The organism is Novosphingopyxis sp. YJ-S2-01, assembly GCF_016093175.1.
Classification (GTDB): Bacteria; Pseudomonadota; Alphaproteobacteria; order Sphingomonadales; family Sphingomonadaceae; genus Novosphingopyxis; species Novosphingopyxis iocasae.
In genome coordinates this window covers 943,056-956,953 of record NZ_JAEDAI010000001.1, presented here as the reverse complement: position 1 = coordinate 956,953, position 13,898 = coordinate 943,056, and the positions used below count along the sequence as shown (strand labels likewise).

At 63.5% G+C, this 13,898-nt stretch carries 9 protein-coding genes; 6 read left to right on the top strand and 3 right to left on the bottom strand.

The genetic code is table 11. The features are described from left to right. Positions 1–8: 8 nt before the first annotated feature. Entirely contained in the window at positions 9–2,264 is a 2,256-nt protein-coding gene (locus I6A82_RS04655; protein ID WP_198093934.1) for a TonB-dependent receptor family protein, read from the bottom strand. A gap of 250 nt (positions 2,265–2,514) precedes the next feature. Here I6A82_RS04655 and I6A82_RS04650 point away from each other — a divergent pair, with 250 nt between their 5' ends. From I6A82_RS04650 to I6A82_RS04640, 3 genes are all read left to right on the top strand, one after another. Continuing rightward, positions 2,515–3,843, top strand: a complete 1,329-nt coding sequence (locus I6A82_RS04650; RefSeq protein WP_198093933.1) for a TrkH family potassium uptake protein — start codon at positions 2,515–2,517, stop codon at positions 3,841–3,843. Next, positions 3,833–4,492, top strand: a complete 660-nt coding sequence (locus tag I6A82_RS04645) for a potassium channel family protein (protein ID WP_198093932.1) — start codon at positions 3,833–3,835, stop codon at positions 4,490–4,492. The genes I6A82_RS04650 and I6A82_RS04645 overlap by 11 nt, the downstream gene beginning before the upstream one ends. An 81-nt stretch (positions 4,493–4,573) precedes the next feature. Next, positions 4,574–7,213 carry a sensor domain-containing phosphodiesterase gene (locus I6A82_RS04640; protein WP_198093931.1) on the top strand — a complete coding sequence of 880 codons (2,640 nt, stop codon included), beginning with the start codon at positions 4,574–4,576 and terminating at the stop codon, positions 7,211–7,213. 37 nt (positions 7,214–7,250) lie between these two features. Here the strand turns inward: I6A82_RS04640 and I6A82_RS04635 are convergent, their stop codons facing one another. Further along, complete coding sequence (locus I6A82_RS04635; protein ID WP_198093930.1) at positions 7,251–8,558, bottom strand: FAD-dependent oxidoreductase; 1,308 nt, start codon at positions 8,556–8,558, stop codon at positions 7,251–7,253. A gap of 242 nt (positions 8,559–8,800) precedes the next feature. Then, the gene (locus tag I6A82_RS04630) at positions 8,801–10,357 is read right to left on the bottom strand and encodes an amino acid permease (RefSeq protein WP_198093929.1); all 1,557 of its coding nucleotides are present in this window, start codon (positions 10,355–10,357) and stop codon (positions 8,801–8,803) included. Between the two features lie 318 nt (positions 10,358–10,675). On the opposite strand from I6A82_RS04630, the gene I6A82_RS04625 reads away from it, so the two are divergent. The 3 genes from I6A82_RS04625 to lepA all read left to right on the top strand — a co-directional run bounded on the left by I6A82_RS04625 (position 10,676) and on the right by lepA (position 13,881). Further along, positions 10,676–11,029, top strand: a complete 354-nt coding sequence (locus I6A82_RS04625) for a hypothetical protein (protein WP_232343290.1) — start codon at positions 10,676–10,678, stop codon at positions 11,027–11,029. A 151-nt stretch (positions 11,030–11,180) separates the two neighbouring features. Next, positions 11,181–11,942 carry a hypothetical protein gene (locus I6A82_RS04620; protein WP_198093927.1) on the top strand — a complete coding sequence of 254 codons (762 nt, stop codon included), beginning with the start codon at positions 11,181–11,183 and terminating at the stop codon, positions 11,940–11,942. Positions 11,943–12,078: 136 nt separating this feature from the next. Then, the gene (gene lepA / locus I6A82_RS04615; protein ID WP_198095486.1) at positions 12,079–13,881 is read left to right on the top strand and encodes a translation elongation factor 4; all 1,803 of its coding nucleotides are present in this window, start codon (positions 12,079–12,081) and stop codon (positions 13,879–13,881) included. Positions 13,882–13,898 lie beyond the last annotated feature (17 nt).

Below are 13,898 nucleotides of genomic sequence, written 5' to 3'. Positions count from 1 at the left end.
CGGTCACATCACAGATCGAGCGACGCGCCGATCACGAAGCGGCGCGGACTTCCGGGCCGAAGCCCATAAGGCCGCCGCGCAACCGGATACTGGTTGTCGAGCAGATTATCGACCCGTCCAAACAGCGAGATCGTGTCGGTAAAGGCGAAACGGCCCGCCAGATCGAGCAGGAAGTGATCGTCGATCCGTTCCTGCTGCGGGATCGGCCCGCTGCCCGCCTCGGTCCGCATCGGCGACACATAGCTCGCGCCCAGCGTCAGTGACGAGCGATCGTACCGCAGCCCCGCCTCCACATAGGCGCGGTGGCGCGCGATGTAGGGCAGATCGTCCCCATCCTGAACCGATCCGAAGAATTCGCTGTCGAAGCTGCGATCGAAGCGGGCGTCGGTGAAGGTGTAGGTCACCGAAATCGGTGCGGACAGGCGCTCGGTGATCGCGGGCGCGGCCGCGGCGGTGAACTCGACGCCGCGCGTCGTTACCGCGCCGCCGTTGAACTGATCGCCGATGTCGCCCACCTGGCACCCCACCGAGACGGTACAGCTACCCAGAAGGTTGGAATAGTCGTTCCAGAAGCCGATCACCTCGGTACGGAAAGCCGGGTTCGCATAGCGGAAGCCCGCTTCGTAATTCCAGCTTTTCTCCGAACGGGCATCGGTGCTGCCCGGCCCCGGCGGGGAAAAACCGCGCGAGATGCCCGCCAGCAGCAGCAAATCGCCGATTTCGTAAGTGGCGCCCAGCGCGGGCAACCATTCATCGACATTGCTGGTGCGCACGCGCGTCGGACCGGCCGCACGGGCGGGATCGCTGCCCGCATAATCGAGGCGGGTGAGGTCGATCCCCTCATAACGGATGCCCGGCGTCAGCGTCAGCGCGCCGATCTCGATCCGGTCCTCGATGTAGAAAGCCAGCGCGTTCGCCTTCGCCTCGCGATTGGCCTGCACGCCCGGGGCGGTCTGGGTCACAAAGTTCAGCGTGCCGTCGGTCTGGGTGTAGAACTCGTCGTTTTGCAGGCGGTCTTCCTCGTCCTCATGATAGCGGACTGAGAAATCGAGCACATGGCGCAGCTTGCCGGTCTGGAAGGGTCGCGAGAAGGAGACCTGCACGCCCTTGCTGTCGTAGGTGCGGTTGTTGTTGCGCACCCGCACCGCGCCCGGCGCGCTGTCCGCACCGCGCAGGATGGCGAGCGCGCCCGGATTTCCGGCGGGATCGTCGAACACCGCATTGATGGAGTCGAAGCGGCCATCGCCGTTGAAATCGATATCCTGCAGCTTGGACCAGTTGCGCTCGAAATCATTTTTGTAAGCGGTGACGGTCAGCAGCGTATCGTCCACGAACGCCAGCGTGCCGGTGAGGCGATATTGGTTCTGCTTGCCCAGAAAGTTGTCCCGCTGGCTGGCGGCGTAGCGGCGATAGGGATCGGCGGCAAAGTCATGGTCCGACAGCCCCAGATAGGTCTCGTTCGCGTCCAGCTCGCTATAGCCATAGGTGAATTCCAGCCGGCCATCGACTGGCGGACCCGGGGCCGTATGCAGCGCCACCTTGCCGCGATAATCCTGGCGCTGGAAGCCGGTGTCGGCATCGGGGAAGAAGTCGATGGTCTTGAATCCGTCGCTGCCCAACTGATAGGTCTCGACGAGCGCGCCGACATAGTCGGTGTCGATCCCGGCATAGAGATGTCCGGCATAGTAATCGCGCGATCCATATTGCCCCATGGCGCGCGCGGTAATGCCGTCTTCGGGGATCGAGGTGGAGCGCAGGTTGATCGCACCGCCGATAGTGCGAGGACCATAGCGTACGGACGCCGCGCCCTTGATGACCTCGACCGCTTCCATCCGTCCGATGGCGGGGAAGTAATAAGCGGCGGGCGCGGCATAGGGCGCGGGCGCGATCAGCACGCCGTCTTCCATCAACGTGATATTGCCGGAGCGTTCCACAGGTGTGCCGCGAAGGCCGATATTGGGAAACAGCCCGAAGCCGTCCTCTTCCTGCAAATTCACGCCCGGCACCTGCCGCAGCACGCGGTTGGGATCGGAATAGTCGAACAGGCGCAGTTCCTGTGTATCGACCAGCGTCGCCGAGCCCGCAATCGCACTCGGATCGATGCGGCCTTCCACCGTAATGATGGAATCGACAGAATTCACCAAAGCCTCCTGTTCGGTCTGCAGCGCGGCTGGCGCAGGCGCTTCAGGAGTTTCGGCGGACGCCGCAAAGGGCGCGAACAGGGCGACGGCCATCGCCACCGGCGAGGTCGTGATACGCAGCATGGATATCCTCCAACAAAGCATGCCGCAGGACGCGGCAGTCATCGATCCGATGGCGAACGTCCATAGAGCTGGCCCGTTTGTTGTCAATGAGAGTAATTCGCAATATCGATTAATCCACTTGATTCATACGCGCGTCGTGGGCTGATATGGCCAGTGATCCTCGCGGTTTCACCGCCGCGGCGCCGCCGCCTCTCTCACCCAATTTCTGCCGCTTGTCGGCCCCGCCGCATTCGTACATGGCGAGATTCGCATGAACGCACTGCGCAATCCGATCCGGCTGATCCCCCTGCTGTTTCTCGGCGCGATCGCGACCGGGACGGTGCTGCTCAGCCTGCCCATCGCCACCGCAGACGGGACGCGCGCGCCGCTGATGACCGCGCTGTTCACCGCCACTTCGGCTGTGGCGGTGACCGGTTTGATCGTGGAGGACACGCCGACCTACTGGTCCGGCTTCGGGCAGGTGGCGATCATGGCGATGTTCCAGATCGGCGGGCTCGGCATCATGACGGCCGCGACGCTGTTCGGCCTGATCGCAGGGCGCGGCTTCGGTCTGCGCGATCGGATGGCGACGCATGTGGAACGCAGCCGCCTGAACCTGATCTCCGCGCCGTCGGTGATCCGCATGATCCTAGGCATCACGATCACCGTCGAACTGACCGTGGCGATCATGCTGACGCTCCGGTTCGCCATGCACTGGAACATGTCTTGGGGCCAGGCGGCCTGGCACGGCCTGTTCCAGTCCGTCAGCGCCTTCAACAATGCGGGCTTTTCCACTTTTTCGGACAGCCTAATGAGCTTTCAGGGCGACTGGCTTATCCTGGTCCCGATCGGTCTGTCGGTGATCTTTTCCGCGCTGGGCTTCCCGGTGATGGAGGACTGGCGCGAACATGGCTGGCGCTGGCGGCAATGGACGCTGCATTCCAAAATGACCCTGGCCGGAACGCTCCTGCTTCTGATCGGCGGCTTTGCAGCGATCCTGGGCATGGAATGGAGCAATCCCGGCACGCTGGGGCCGATGGACTGGGGCGAGAAACTGCTGAACGCCGCGTTCCATTCGGTCATGCCCCGCACGGCGGGCTTCAACAGCCTCGATCTCGGCGCGATGCGTGAGGAGACGCTGGTGGTGAACAATGTGCTGATGTTCATCGGCGGCGGCAGCGCGGGCACGGCGGGCGGGATCAAGATCACCACCTTCATGGTGCTGCTCGCCATCGTTCTGGCAGAGATATTGTCGCGGCGCGATGCGGGCATGTTCGGCCGCCGTTTCGGTCACGCGATCGAGCGGCAGGCTCTCACCGTCGCCTCGATCGCGCTGCTGCTGGTACTGTGCGCGACGATGTTCATCAGTTCGGTCACGCCGCTGGCGTTCGAAGATATCCTTTTCGAGGCGATTTCCGCCTTTTCCACCGTCGGTCTGTCCACCGGCATCACTGCCCAGTTGCCGCCGTCGGCGCTTTTTGTGCTGGTGATGCTGATGTTCGTCGGGCGAGTGGGCACAATCACCGCGGCCACCGCCCTTGCCCTTGGCGGCAGCGAGCGGCGCTATCGCTATCCCGAGGAGAATCCCATTGTCGGCTGATAAGAGAAAACCCGTCCTAGTCGTAGGCCTTGGCCGGTTCGGCAGCGCCGTCGCCACCACGCTGGAGCGCATGGGCCATGAAGTCCTCGGCGTGGACGTGGACGGTGATTCCGTGCGCGAGCACAAGGATGCGCTGACACAGGTGGTCGAAGCTGACGCGACCGAGATCGATACACTGAAACAATTGGGCGTCGCCGACTTCGACACCGCCATCGTGGCCATCGGCACGAATGTAGAGGCCAGCCTGCTTGTTGTGCTGGCGCTGGTCGATATGGGCCTGAACAATGTCTGGGCAAAGGCCAATACCGATCGCCACGGCCGCCTGCTGGAGCGCACGGGCGCACATCATGTCGTCTTTCCAGAACGCAAAATGGGGGAGCGCGTTGCCCATCTCGTGAACGAACGCCTGCTCGATTTCATCGCTTTCGATGCCGAGTTCGCCATCGCCCGGCTGAAAGCGCCCGAAACCGTCGTCGGCCTGCCGCTGATGATGAGCGAGTGCCGCAAGAAGTTCGACGTAACGGTGGTCGGCGTGAAGCGGGCGGGTGAGGACTTCATCCATGCGGTGCCCGACACGATCATCTTTCCGGACGATGAGCTGGTCGTTTCCGGCCGCATCCGCGACATCGAGAAATTCGCCGCGATCTGATTTCCAGGCGCGGCCGCCTTCGTCATGTTCCTGTAAGAACATAAAAGTTTAAGGTTATTCCCCTATCGCGGCGCTGTGCAGATGGGGAATCACAATTTCGCGCTAACCGAAAGCGAACGTCTTGCCGCGCTGGCGGACCTAGCGATTCTGGACAGCGGGGACGAACGCGAATTCGATGCCATCACCCGGATGGTGGCCGCCGTGCTGGGCGTATCCAGCGCAGCGGTGAGCCTGATCGACCGGGATCGCCAATGGTTCAAATCCCGGCAGGGCATCGATTTCCGCGAGACCCCCCGCGACGTCGCCTTCTGCGATCAGGTGGTGGAACGGCGCGCGCCGCTCGTCATACTGGACACGCTTGAGGACGAGACGTTTCGCACCAACCCGCTCGTCACCGGCGATCCGCATATCCGCTTCTATGCCGGCGCGCCACTCTATTTGCGGTCCGGCCATTGCATCGGCAGCCTCTGCGCGCTCGATGGCGCGCCGCGCAGCCACTTTCCGGACGCGAATATCGTGTTTCTGGAAGAGCTCGCCCAAGTAGTCAGCGAACTGATCGAGGCCCGGCGCGCCCGGTCTCAGGCGCATATCGCTGCGCAGGTCGTGGCTTCCACGACTGACGCAGTCTTTGCAGCCAACCACGCCGGAAAGATCGTTTACTGGAACGAGGCCGCTGCGCACATGTTCGGCCATTCCGCAAAAACCGCGATCGGCCGCGACGTTACAGAATTCATCCCCGATGGCCTCGATCAGGATTACAGCCCGCCCTGTGAGACGGGCTCCGACGAGGAACCTGCACGCGCGCCGGCACCCTCCCAAGAGCTTACGGGTGTTCGGCAAGACGGTGCCACATTCCCTATCGAACTTGCGCTCGCACCTTGGGGGGATGAGGCGCATGGTGGCTTCGCCTCGGTCGTCCGCGATATCTCTGCGCGAAAGAAACTCCGCGCCGAACGAGACAGCAGTCGCACGTTCCTCAAGGCGGTCGTCGCGAACCTGCCCTCGATGCTCTATGTGAAGGACTCCGAAACGCAGCGCTATCTCCTGCTCAATAAGAAAGCAGCAGACATGATAGGCCGCCCTGCGATGCACATGATCGGCAAGGACGACGAGGAACTGTTTCCCGAACAAGGCGACCGATATAAGCAAAACGATCGCGACGCCATTTCCGGCGGCATGCCCAGGCAAACGGAAACCGAGTTCGAACGGGACAATGGCGAACGGGTCAATATTCGCACGACCCGCGTGCTGATCGACGGCCCCGACCGGCCGGGCCAGTATCTCCTGGGGCTGTCGGAGGATGTCACCGAAATCCGCCGTTCAGAGGCGGACCGCTGGCGGCTATCGCGCTATGATATCCTGACAGGCCTGTTGAACCGCGCAAGCTTCCTGGAGCGCGTCGATCAGCTAATCAACGATGCGGAGCCGTTTGCACTGCTCAATATCGATCTGGATCGGTTCAAGTCGGTCAACGATCAGTTCGGCCATGTCATGGGCGACGAAGTGCTGAAGCTGATCGGCCAGCGGCTGAGCATCATCGCCGACGAACATTCGGAAATTGCCCGGATCGGCGGCGACGAGTTCGTCTGCCTTCTAACGGGCGACAACCTACGTTCGCGCGCACTGCGCATTTCCGGCAATCTCATAGAGAGCATCTTCGCGCCCATTTCGGTAGGCGGTATTACCGCGCATATCGGGGCGTCGATCGGCGTCGTTCTCCACCCCAAGGACGGCGACACCATCGAGACGCTGCGCCAGAATTCCGATCTTGCCATGTACCGCGCCAAGCAGGAAGCAAAGCGCCAGCCATGCTTCTTCGACGATCAGATGGATGCAGCCGAGCGGGACCGACGCACGCTGGAGACCCATTTGCGCGCGGCCGTCGATACCGATGAGATCGACGTGGCCTATCAGCCCATCATCGAAGCCAGGTCCGGTGATATCATCGGTTTCGAAGCGCTGGCGCGCTGGACCCAGATCGATCGTGGGCCGGTTTCGCCCGATCTGTTTATCGCGCTCGCCGAAGATTGCGGTCTGATCGAACAATTGGGCGAGCAGGTACTGCGCAAGGCATGCCGCGACGCGTGCAGCTGGCCGGCCTCCATCAAGGTGGCGGTTAACCTGTCTCCGCGCCAATTCTATTCGGGCCACTTGGTCGAGACGATCCTGACCGTCCTTGAGGAGACCGGCCTGCCCGCCGGACGGCTTCAGCTGGAAGTCACCGAAAACCTGGTCATCCAGAATGCTCATGAAGCCTTTGCGCAGCTCCAGCAACTGCGCGACATCGGCATCCGCATCTCGATCGACGATTTCGGCATCGGCTATTCCTCGCTCAGCTACTTCCAGCGATTTACCTTCGATACGGTCAAGATCGACAAATCGTTCGTTTCCGAGATCGAGGGGTCGCAGGCGGCCAAGGCGATCGTCACGGCCGTAGTCGGCCTGGCTCGCCAATTGTCCATGGCCGTTGTCGCCGAGGGTGTGGAAACCGCCGAGCAGCAAAAGATGCTGGAAGACCTTGGCTGCACCCATCTTCAGGTTTTTTTGTTCAGCCAGCCGGTTGCCCGTGAAGAAATCAGCCATATCGTCAGTGCGAGCAGAAAGACCGCGTCTTCCGAAGTTCGGGCGTCCGCCATTCAGAGGACCGCCATCTTGCGCACTCTCCCTATGAAATCGAACCCTGCTCCCTTCAACAGGCCGATAACGGTTTCGAAGCGTTAGCCAGCCGCAAGGACGGCGGCGGCAAGTTTTTGGTGCCTCATTCGCCCCGATGCGCGGCGATCATGTCTTCCACCCGAACGAATTTTTCGCGCGGCGCGCCCTTCATGGCGCGCGCCATCTCCGCCTCGTCGATCTTCTGCCAGTCGGCAAAGGTCACAATCTCGACCCCGCGCTCTTCCAGCAGCGCGTCCAGCCCGGCACGGCCGGCCTTGCCCGCGCCCGCGCCGATATCCTGCGCGATGCGATCGACCAGTTCATAGCCGTCGGGGCGATTGGTGCCGATCGTCCCCGTCGGCCCGCGCCGCGCCCAGCCGACGCAATAGAGCCCTGGAAGAATGCGGCCGTCCTCGTTCGCGAAACGCCCCGCGCCTTCATCATAGGGCACACCTTCGATGCGCGGGCTGCGATAGCCGATGCAGGTGACGACGAGCTGCGCGGGGAGATCGTAGGTCTCGCCCGTGCCGCGCGGGCGATGTTCGCCGTCCAGCTCGGTCCGCTCCACCCGCACTCCTTCGACCCGCTCCTCTCCGAGAAGTTCGACCGGTGATGCGAAGAAATCGAACATAATCGTCTTGCCCTTACCCGCGCCATCCGCGCACGCGGCGAAGTCGCGCAGGAGGGCGACCGACTTGCGCTGGCCCGGCTCCAGCCCCTCATCCTGCGCCTCGGGCGGCAAATCCGACGGATCGACGCTCGGCGCGGCGTTTTCCAGCTCCCCCAGCTCGCCCAGTTCCTTGGGCGTCATGGCGATCTGGTGCGGCCCGCGGCGGCCCAGGATGGTGATCGTCCGCGTGGCCGCCGTCTCCAGCGCATCCAGCGCATGTCGGGCGATATCGCTGCCCGCGAACTCTTGCGTGGTCTTGGACAGGATGCGCGCCACGTCCAGCGCCACATTGCCATTGCCGATCACCACCACGTCGCGCCCGTCCAGCGGCGGATCGATATCGGCGAAATCGGGATGACCGTTATACCAGCCGACGAAGGATGCGCTGCCGTATACCCCGGCCAGATCGCTGCCCGGCAGATCGAGCGTGCGATCGTGCGGCGCGCCGGTGGCCAGTACCACCGCGTCATACAGCTCCATCAGCTCGGATATCGCAATGTCCTCGCCCACCGTGACATGGCCGACGAAGCGCACATTGTCGCTCAGCGCCACCTTCTCATAACGGCGCGCGACCTTCTTGATCGACTGGTGATCGGGCGCCACGCCGAAGCGGATGAGGCCGAAGGGCGTCGGCAGCCGATCGAGAATATCGATCCGCACATCCTCCCCGAATGCCTTCTGCGCGGCCTCCGCGGTGTAATAGCCCGCAGGGCCCGATCCGACGATCGCGATATGGCGCATGGCGGCACTCTCCTTCGCGGACGAGGCTAGCGACGTGACGCGCGAGGGCAAGGGGGTTGGGCCCTACTTGAAAACATCCGTTCGCCCTGAGCCTGTCGAAGGGGCGTACTGTCTAACGGTTGGGCGCTGGGCCGAAAAGAAGACCGGTGCTTCAACAAGCTCCGCGCGAGCTGGTTCGGAGACGGGCAACAAAAAGGGGCAGGAGAATATCCCCTGCCCCTCCAATCTCTTCCCGCCCGCAATCAATTATGCGGCGGCACCGGTTCCGGCGGCGCGTCGCTGTCCAGCTCCGGCACGTCCACGATGCCGCGCGCGACGTTGCTCTTGCGATATCCGTAGAGGAAATAGATCACCAGCCCGATGCCGCCCCAGATCGGCAGCACCAGCATCGCCTCCACCGGCAGGCTGACATAGAGCCCGACGGTGCCGATGATGGCGAGCGGCGCGACGATCCAGATGAACGGCGTCTTGAACGGCCGCTCCCGGTCCGGCTGGGTGCGGCGCAGGATCAGCACCGACAGCGCCACCATGAAGAAGGCGAACAGCGTGCCCGAGTTGGAGATATCGGCCAGCTTGCCCACCGGCAGGAACGCGGCGAACGCTGCCACCGCAACGCCGGTGATCATGGTGATGACGTGCGGCGTGTTCCACTTGGGATGGATTTTCGCAAGGCCCGTGGGCAGCAGGCCGTCGCGCGACATCACGAAGAAGATACGCGTCTGGCCGAACAGCATGATCAGGATCACCGAAGGCAGGCCCAGGAACGCGGCGATGCCGATGGCATTGCCCAGCCAGGGATGCCCCGCCTCGCGCAGCACGAAGGCCAGCGCCTCCTTGGAGCAGACCAGCGGCTCGCGGCCCATGGCGAGCAGGCTCTGGCAGCGTTCGGCGAAGGGCGTGCTTCCCGGCTGCAAGAGCCCGCCGTCCGGCCCCATGATGGGCTGCGCGCCCACGGTGCCGATCGCACCGGCGGACACCAGCAGGTAGAACACCGTGCAGATGCCGAGCGCACCGATCAGGCCGATCGGCACATTGCGCTGCGGATTTACCGTTTCCTCCGCCGCGGTCGAAACCGCGTCGAAGCCGACATAGGCGAAGAAGATGGAGGCCGCCGCGCCCAGCGCGCCAAGACCGGAGCCGAGGCCCGGCCCGGTCCAGCCATTGGGCATGAAGGGCTGGAAATTCTGCCCGTTCAGCATGGGAAGCGTGATGACGATGAAGATGACGAGCGCGGTGACCTTCACGGTCACCAGCACCGCGTTCACCCGCGCGCTCTCGGTCGTCCCGATCATCAAGAGGCCGGTGATGACCAGCGCAATCAGCATGGCCGGCAGGTTGATGAACCCGCCCGGCGCGTAAAAACCCTGGGTTAGCGCGGGTGGCAGGTTTATCCCGGCATTCGCCAGCAAGCCGACGAAATAGCCCGACCAGCCGACCGAAACTGCGCTGGCGGATACCGCATATTCCAGAATGAGCGCGAAGCCGACCATCCAGGCCAAAAGCTCGCCCATCACGGCGTAGGTATAAGTATAAGCGGAACCGGCCACCGGCACCATCGAAGCCAGCTCGGAATAACAGAGGGCGGCGACGGCGCACACGAGGCCGGCTATGACGAAACTCCACATCATGCCGGGGCCCGCCTTCTGTGCGGCCTCCGACGTCAGCACGAAAATTCCGGTGCCGATGATTGCCCCGACGCCGAGCAGCGTCAGCTGCCACGGCCCGAGTGTGCGCGTGAGCGACTTCTTTTCCGCCGTTGCGAGGATCGCATCGAGCGGTTTTACGCGTCCGAATATCATGTAAGGTTGGACCTCTCCCTGGAACGCGAAGGCCCACCCACCACGTCCGGCATACAGCCGGGAGAAATGTCTATGCCGATTTTCGAAGCTTGCAATCGGAATTGCGCACGGCGAAGACATCGGTCGATGAACGCAATCGCTCCGTGCCGCCCGCCCCGATCTGCGACCGCCCGCCGCCGGGGCCCACTGCGTATGCCGGTGCTCAACCCAGGGATAGCTGGCGCGGCGCTGCTCGGGCTTGCCGCCTGCGCGCCAACCGCCAACGGGGTCAGCCGTTCGTCCGCGCCGCTGGTGCGCCTAACGCCTGAGCAGGCGGTGATGAACGCAGCCGAAGTGGCTCCGCAAGGCGTCAGCGGCCTGTTCGAGATGACAGTGCGCGGCAGCGGGATCGCCGATGCCGGACGGCTCTATCTCAATTCGCAACCCGATTATCGCGATCCGCGCAATCTGAGCGTGGTTCTCACCCCCGCCATGCAGGCGCATTTGCGCGAACGCTTCGGCGCGGATCCGGCCGAGTTTCTGGACGGCAAACGCATCGCCGTTCGCGGCACCGCGCGGCGCGTGCGCATCGTGTTCGTAGCCAATGGCCGGCCGACCGAGAAATATTATTATCAAACCCATCTGGTGCTGCAGCGCGCAAGCGACCTCAGCGTAGCGCCCCCACCGCTCTGATCGGCGCGCCCCCCGCATTGGCTGCGCGCGGCCTCGAGCCAGCGGACAGGAGCGGAACTCCGCCTTGTATCGCCGCGTTATGCGGGCTCGCCCGCCGATAAACTTCCGGCCTTCCGCTGGATCGGTCTGGGCCTGAAGAAAGGTCTTCCCCATGCGATTGATCAAACTCGCCCTCTCCGGCGTCGGTATGGCCGCGCTTGCCGCCTGCAGCGGCGGCGGCGAACAGCCCGAAGCACAGCCGTCCACCGAAGCCGCCGCCGATGCCGGTGCAGCGCAGGCACCCGCCGTCGCCGCCGACCATGTGCGCGGCGCGCTGACCGCGATGACCGATGCATCGCTCACCGTGCAAACCTATGATGGCCAGAGCGTGGACGTGCCGACCGGCAACGACACCGCTTACGCCTGGGTGGTTCCGGCAACGCTCGCCGACGTAAAGGACGGCGACTTCATCGGCACCGCGACGACGGGGCCGAAGGACGCGCTGCGCGCCGTGGAGGTGGTGATATTCCCCGAATCCATGCGCGGTAGCGGCGAAGGCCATTATGAATGGGATACCCCCGGCGTGATGGCGGCCAACGGCGGTGGTAGCGGCGGATCCAGCGCGATGACGAATGGTACGGTCCGGCAGCAGAGCGCCATGACCAACGGCACCGTTCAGCAGCAGAGCGCCATGACCAACGGCACGGTGACGGACGCCACCAGCGGAGGCAATGCCGGAAAGGCGCTGACCATCGCCTACGAAGGCGGCACCGCCGAGGTCGCCGTTCCCGAAGGTACACCGATCGTGCGCTTCGAGCCTGCGGACCGGTCCATCCTTAAGGCGGGCCAGAAGCTTTTCATCAAAAAGCCCGCCAGTGCAGCCGCGGCGCAGTTCGTCGCTGTCGGTAAGGACGGTCTAACCCCCCCGATGTAAGGCAGCATCGACAAAACATTCCGGAAGCGCATCTTCCGAAGACAGCGCGCGGGCCGGCCATGTTCCGGCCCGCGCCAATGGCACCGCCACATGCCGGATGACAGCCGCGCCCGCGCAGGCTATTTGCGCGCTCGACATGACAGACCTCTCCAAAATCCGTAATTTCTCCATCATCGCGCATATCGACCATGGCAAGTCCACCCTGGCCGATCGCCTCATCCAGCTGACCGGCGGGCTGACCGAGCGCGAGATGTCGAGCCAGGTGCTCGACAATATGGATATCGAGCGTGAGCGCGGCATCACCATCAAGGCGCAGACCGTGCGGCTGGATTACACCGCCGCCGATGGCGAGACCTATCAGCTGAACCTGATGGACACGCCCGGCCATGTCGATTTCGCCTATGAGGTCAGCCGTTCGCTCGCCGCGTGCGAGGGCGCGCTGCTCGTCGTCGACGCCGCGCAGGGCGTGGAGGCGCAGACGCTGGCCAATGTATACCAGTCGATCGAGCATGACCATGAGATCGTGCCCGTCATCAACAAGATCGACCTGCCCGCGGCCGAGCCCGACAAGGTCCGCACCGAGATCGAGGATATCGTCGGCATCCCCGCGGACGATGCGGTGCTCACCAGCGCCAAGTCCGGCATCGGGATCGAGGACGTGCTCGAAGCCGTCGTCCAGCGCATCCCCGCCCCGACGGGAGACCGCGACGCGCCGCTCAAAGCCATGCTCGTCGATAGCTGGTACGATCCCTATCTGGGCGTCGTCATCCTGGTGCGCGTGATGGACGGCGTGCTGAAGAAGGGCATGAACATCCGCTTCATGCAGCAGGGTTCGCAGCACCTGGTGGACCGCGTGGGCTGCATGAAGCCCAAGATCACCCAGCTGCCCGAACTCGGCCCCGGCGAAATCGGCTTCATCACTGCGCAGATCAAGGAAGTAGCCGACACCGCGGTGGGCGACACCATCACCACCGTGAAGGGCGGCGCGGACAAGGCGCTGCCGGGCTTCAAGGAAGTGCAGTCGGTGGTGTTCTGCGGCCTCTTCCCGGTGGACGCCGCGGACTTCGAGAAACTGCGCGAAAGCATCGGCCGCCTGCGCCTCAACGACGCCAGCTTCACCTTCGAGATGGAAACGAGCGCCGCGCTCGGCTTCGGCTTCCGCTGCGGCTTCCTCGGCCTCCTGCATCTGGAGATCATCCAGGAACGCCTCACTCGCGAATATGATCTCGATCTCATCACCACCGCCCCGTCCGTCGTCTACCGCATGACGATGACCGACGGCAGCGTGCAGTTCCTCCACAACCCGGCCGATTATCCCGATCCGGTCCATATCGATCATATGGAGGAGCCCTGGATCAAGGCGACCATTTACACGCCGGACGACTATCTCGGCTCCATCCTGAAGCTGTGTCAGGACCGGCGCGGCATCCAGACGGAGCTGACCTATGTCGGCGGCCGCGCGCAGGTGGTGTACGAGCTGCCGCTGAACGAGGTGGTGTTCGATTTCTACGACCGTCTGAAGTCGATATCGCGCGGCTATGCCAGCTTCGATTACGAGCAGATTGGCCTCCGCGAAGGCGATCTCGTGAAAATGAACATCCTGGTGAACAACGAGCCGGTCGACGCACTCGGCATGGTCGTCCACCGCCAGCAGGCCGAAATCCGCGGCCGCCAGCTGTGCGAGCGCCTGAAGGACCTGATCCCCCGCCACCTGTTCAAAATCCCGATCCAGGCCGCGATCGGCGCCAAGGTGATCGCCCGCGAGACGATCAGCGCCATGCGCAAGGACGTCACCGCCAAATGCTATGGCGGCGACATCAGCCGGAAGAAAAAGCTGCTGGAAAAGCAGAAAAAGGGCAAGGCGAAAATGCGCGAATACGGCAATGTGTCGATTCCGCAGGAAGCGTTTATTGCGGCACTGCGGATGGGGGAGGAGTGATGGATCGGATCAAAGTG

Excerpts from the sequence above, each read along its gene's own strand:
- I6A82_RS04655 (WP_198093934.1), bottom strand. The coding sequence starts at position 2,264 with ATGCTGCGTATCACGACCTCGCCGGTGGCGATGGCCGTCGCCCTGTTC.
- I6A82_RS04650 (WP_198093933.1), top strand. The coding sequence starts at position 2,515 with ATGAACGCACTGCGCAATCCGATCCGGCTGATCCCCCTGCTGTTTCTC.
- I6A82_RS04640 (WP_198093931.1), top strand. The coding sequence starts at position 4,574 with ATGGGGAATCACAATTTCGCGCTAACCGAAAGCGAACGTCTTGCCGCG.
- I6A82_RS04635 (WP_198093930.1), bottom strand. The coding sequence starts at position 8,558 with ATGCGCCATATCGCGATCGTCGGATCGGGCCCTGCGGGCTATTACACC.
- I6A82_RS04630 (WP_198093929.1), bottom strand. The coding sequence starts at position 10,357 with ATGATATTCGGACGCGTAAAACCGCTCGATGCGATCCTCGCAACGGCG.
- I6A82_RS04625 (WP_232343290.1), top strand. The coding sequence starts at position 10,676 with ATGAACGCAGCCGAAGTGGCTCCGCAAGGCGTCAGCGGCCTGTTCGAG.
- I6A82_RS04620 (WP_198093927.1), top strand. The coding sequence starts at position 11,181 with ATGCGATTGATCAAACTCGCCCTCTCCGGCGTCGGTATGGCCGCGCTT.
- lepA (WP_198095486.1), top strand. The coding sequence starts at position 12,079 with ATGACAGACCTCTCCAAAATCCGTAATTTCTCCATCATCGCGCATATC.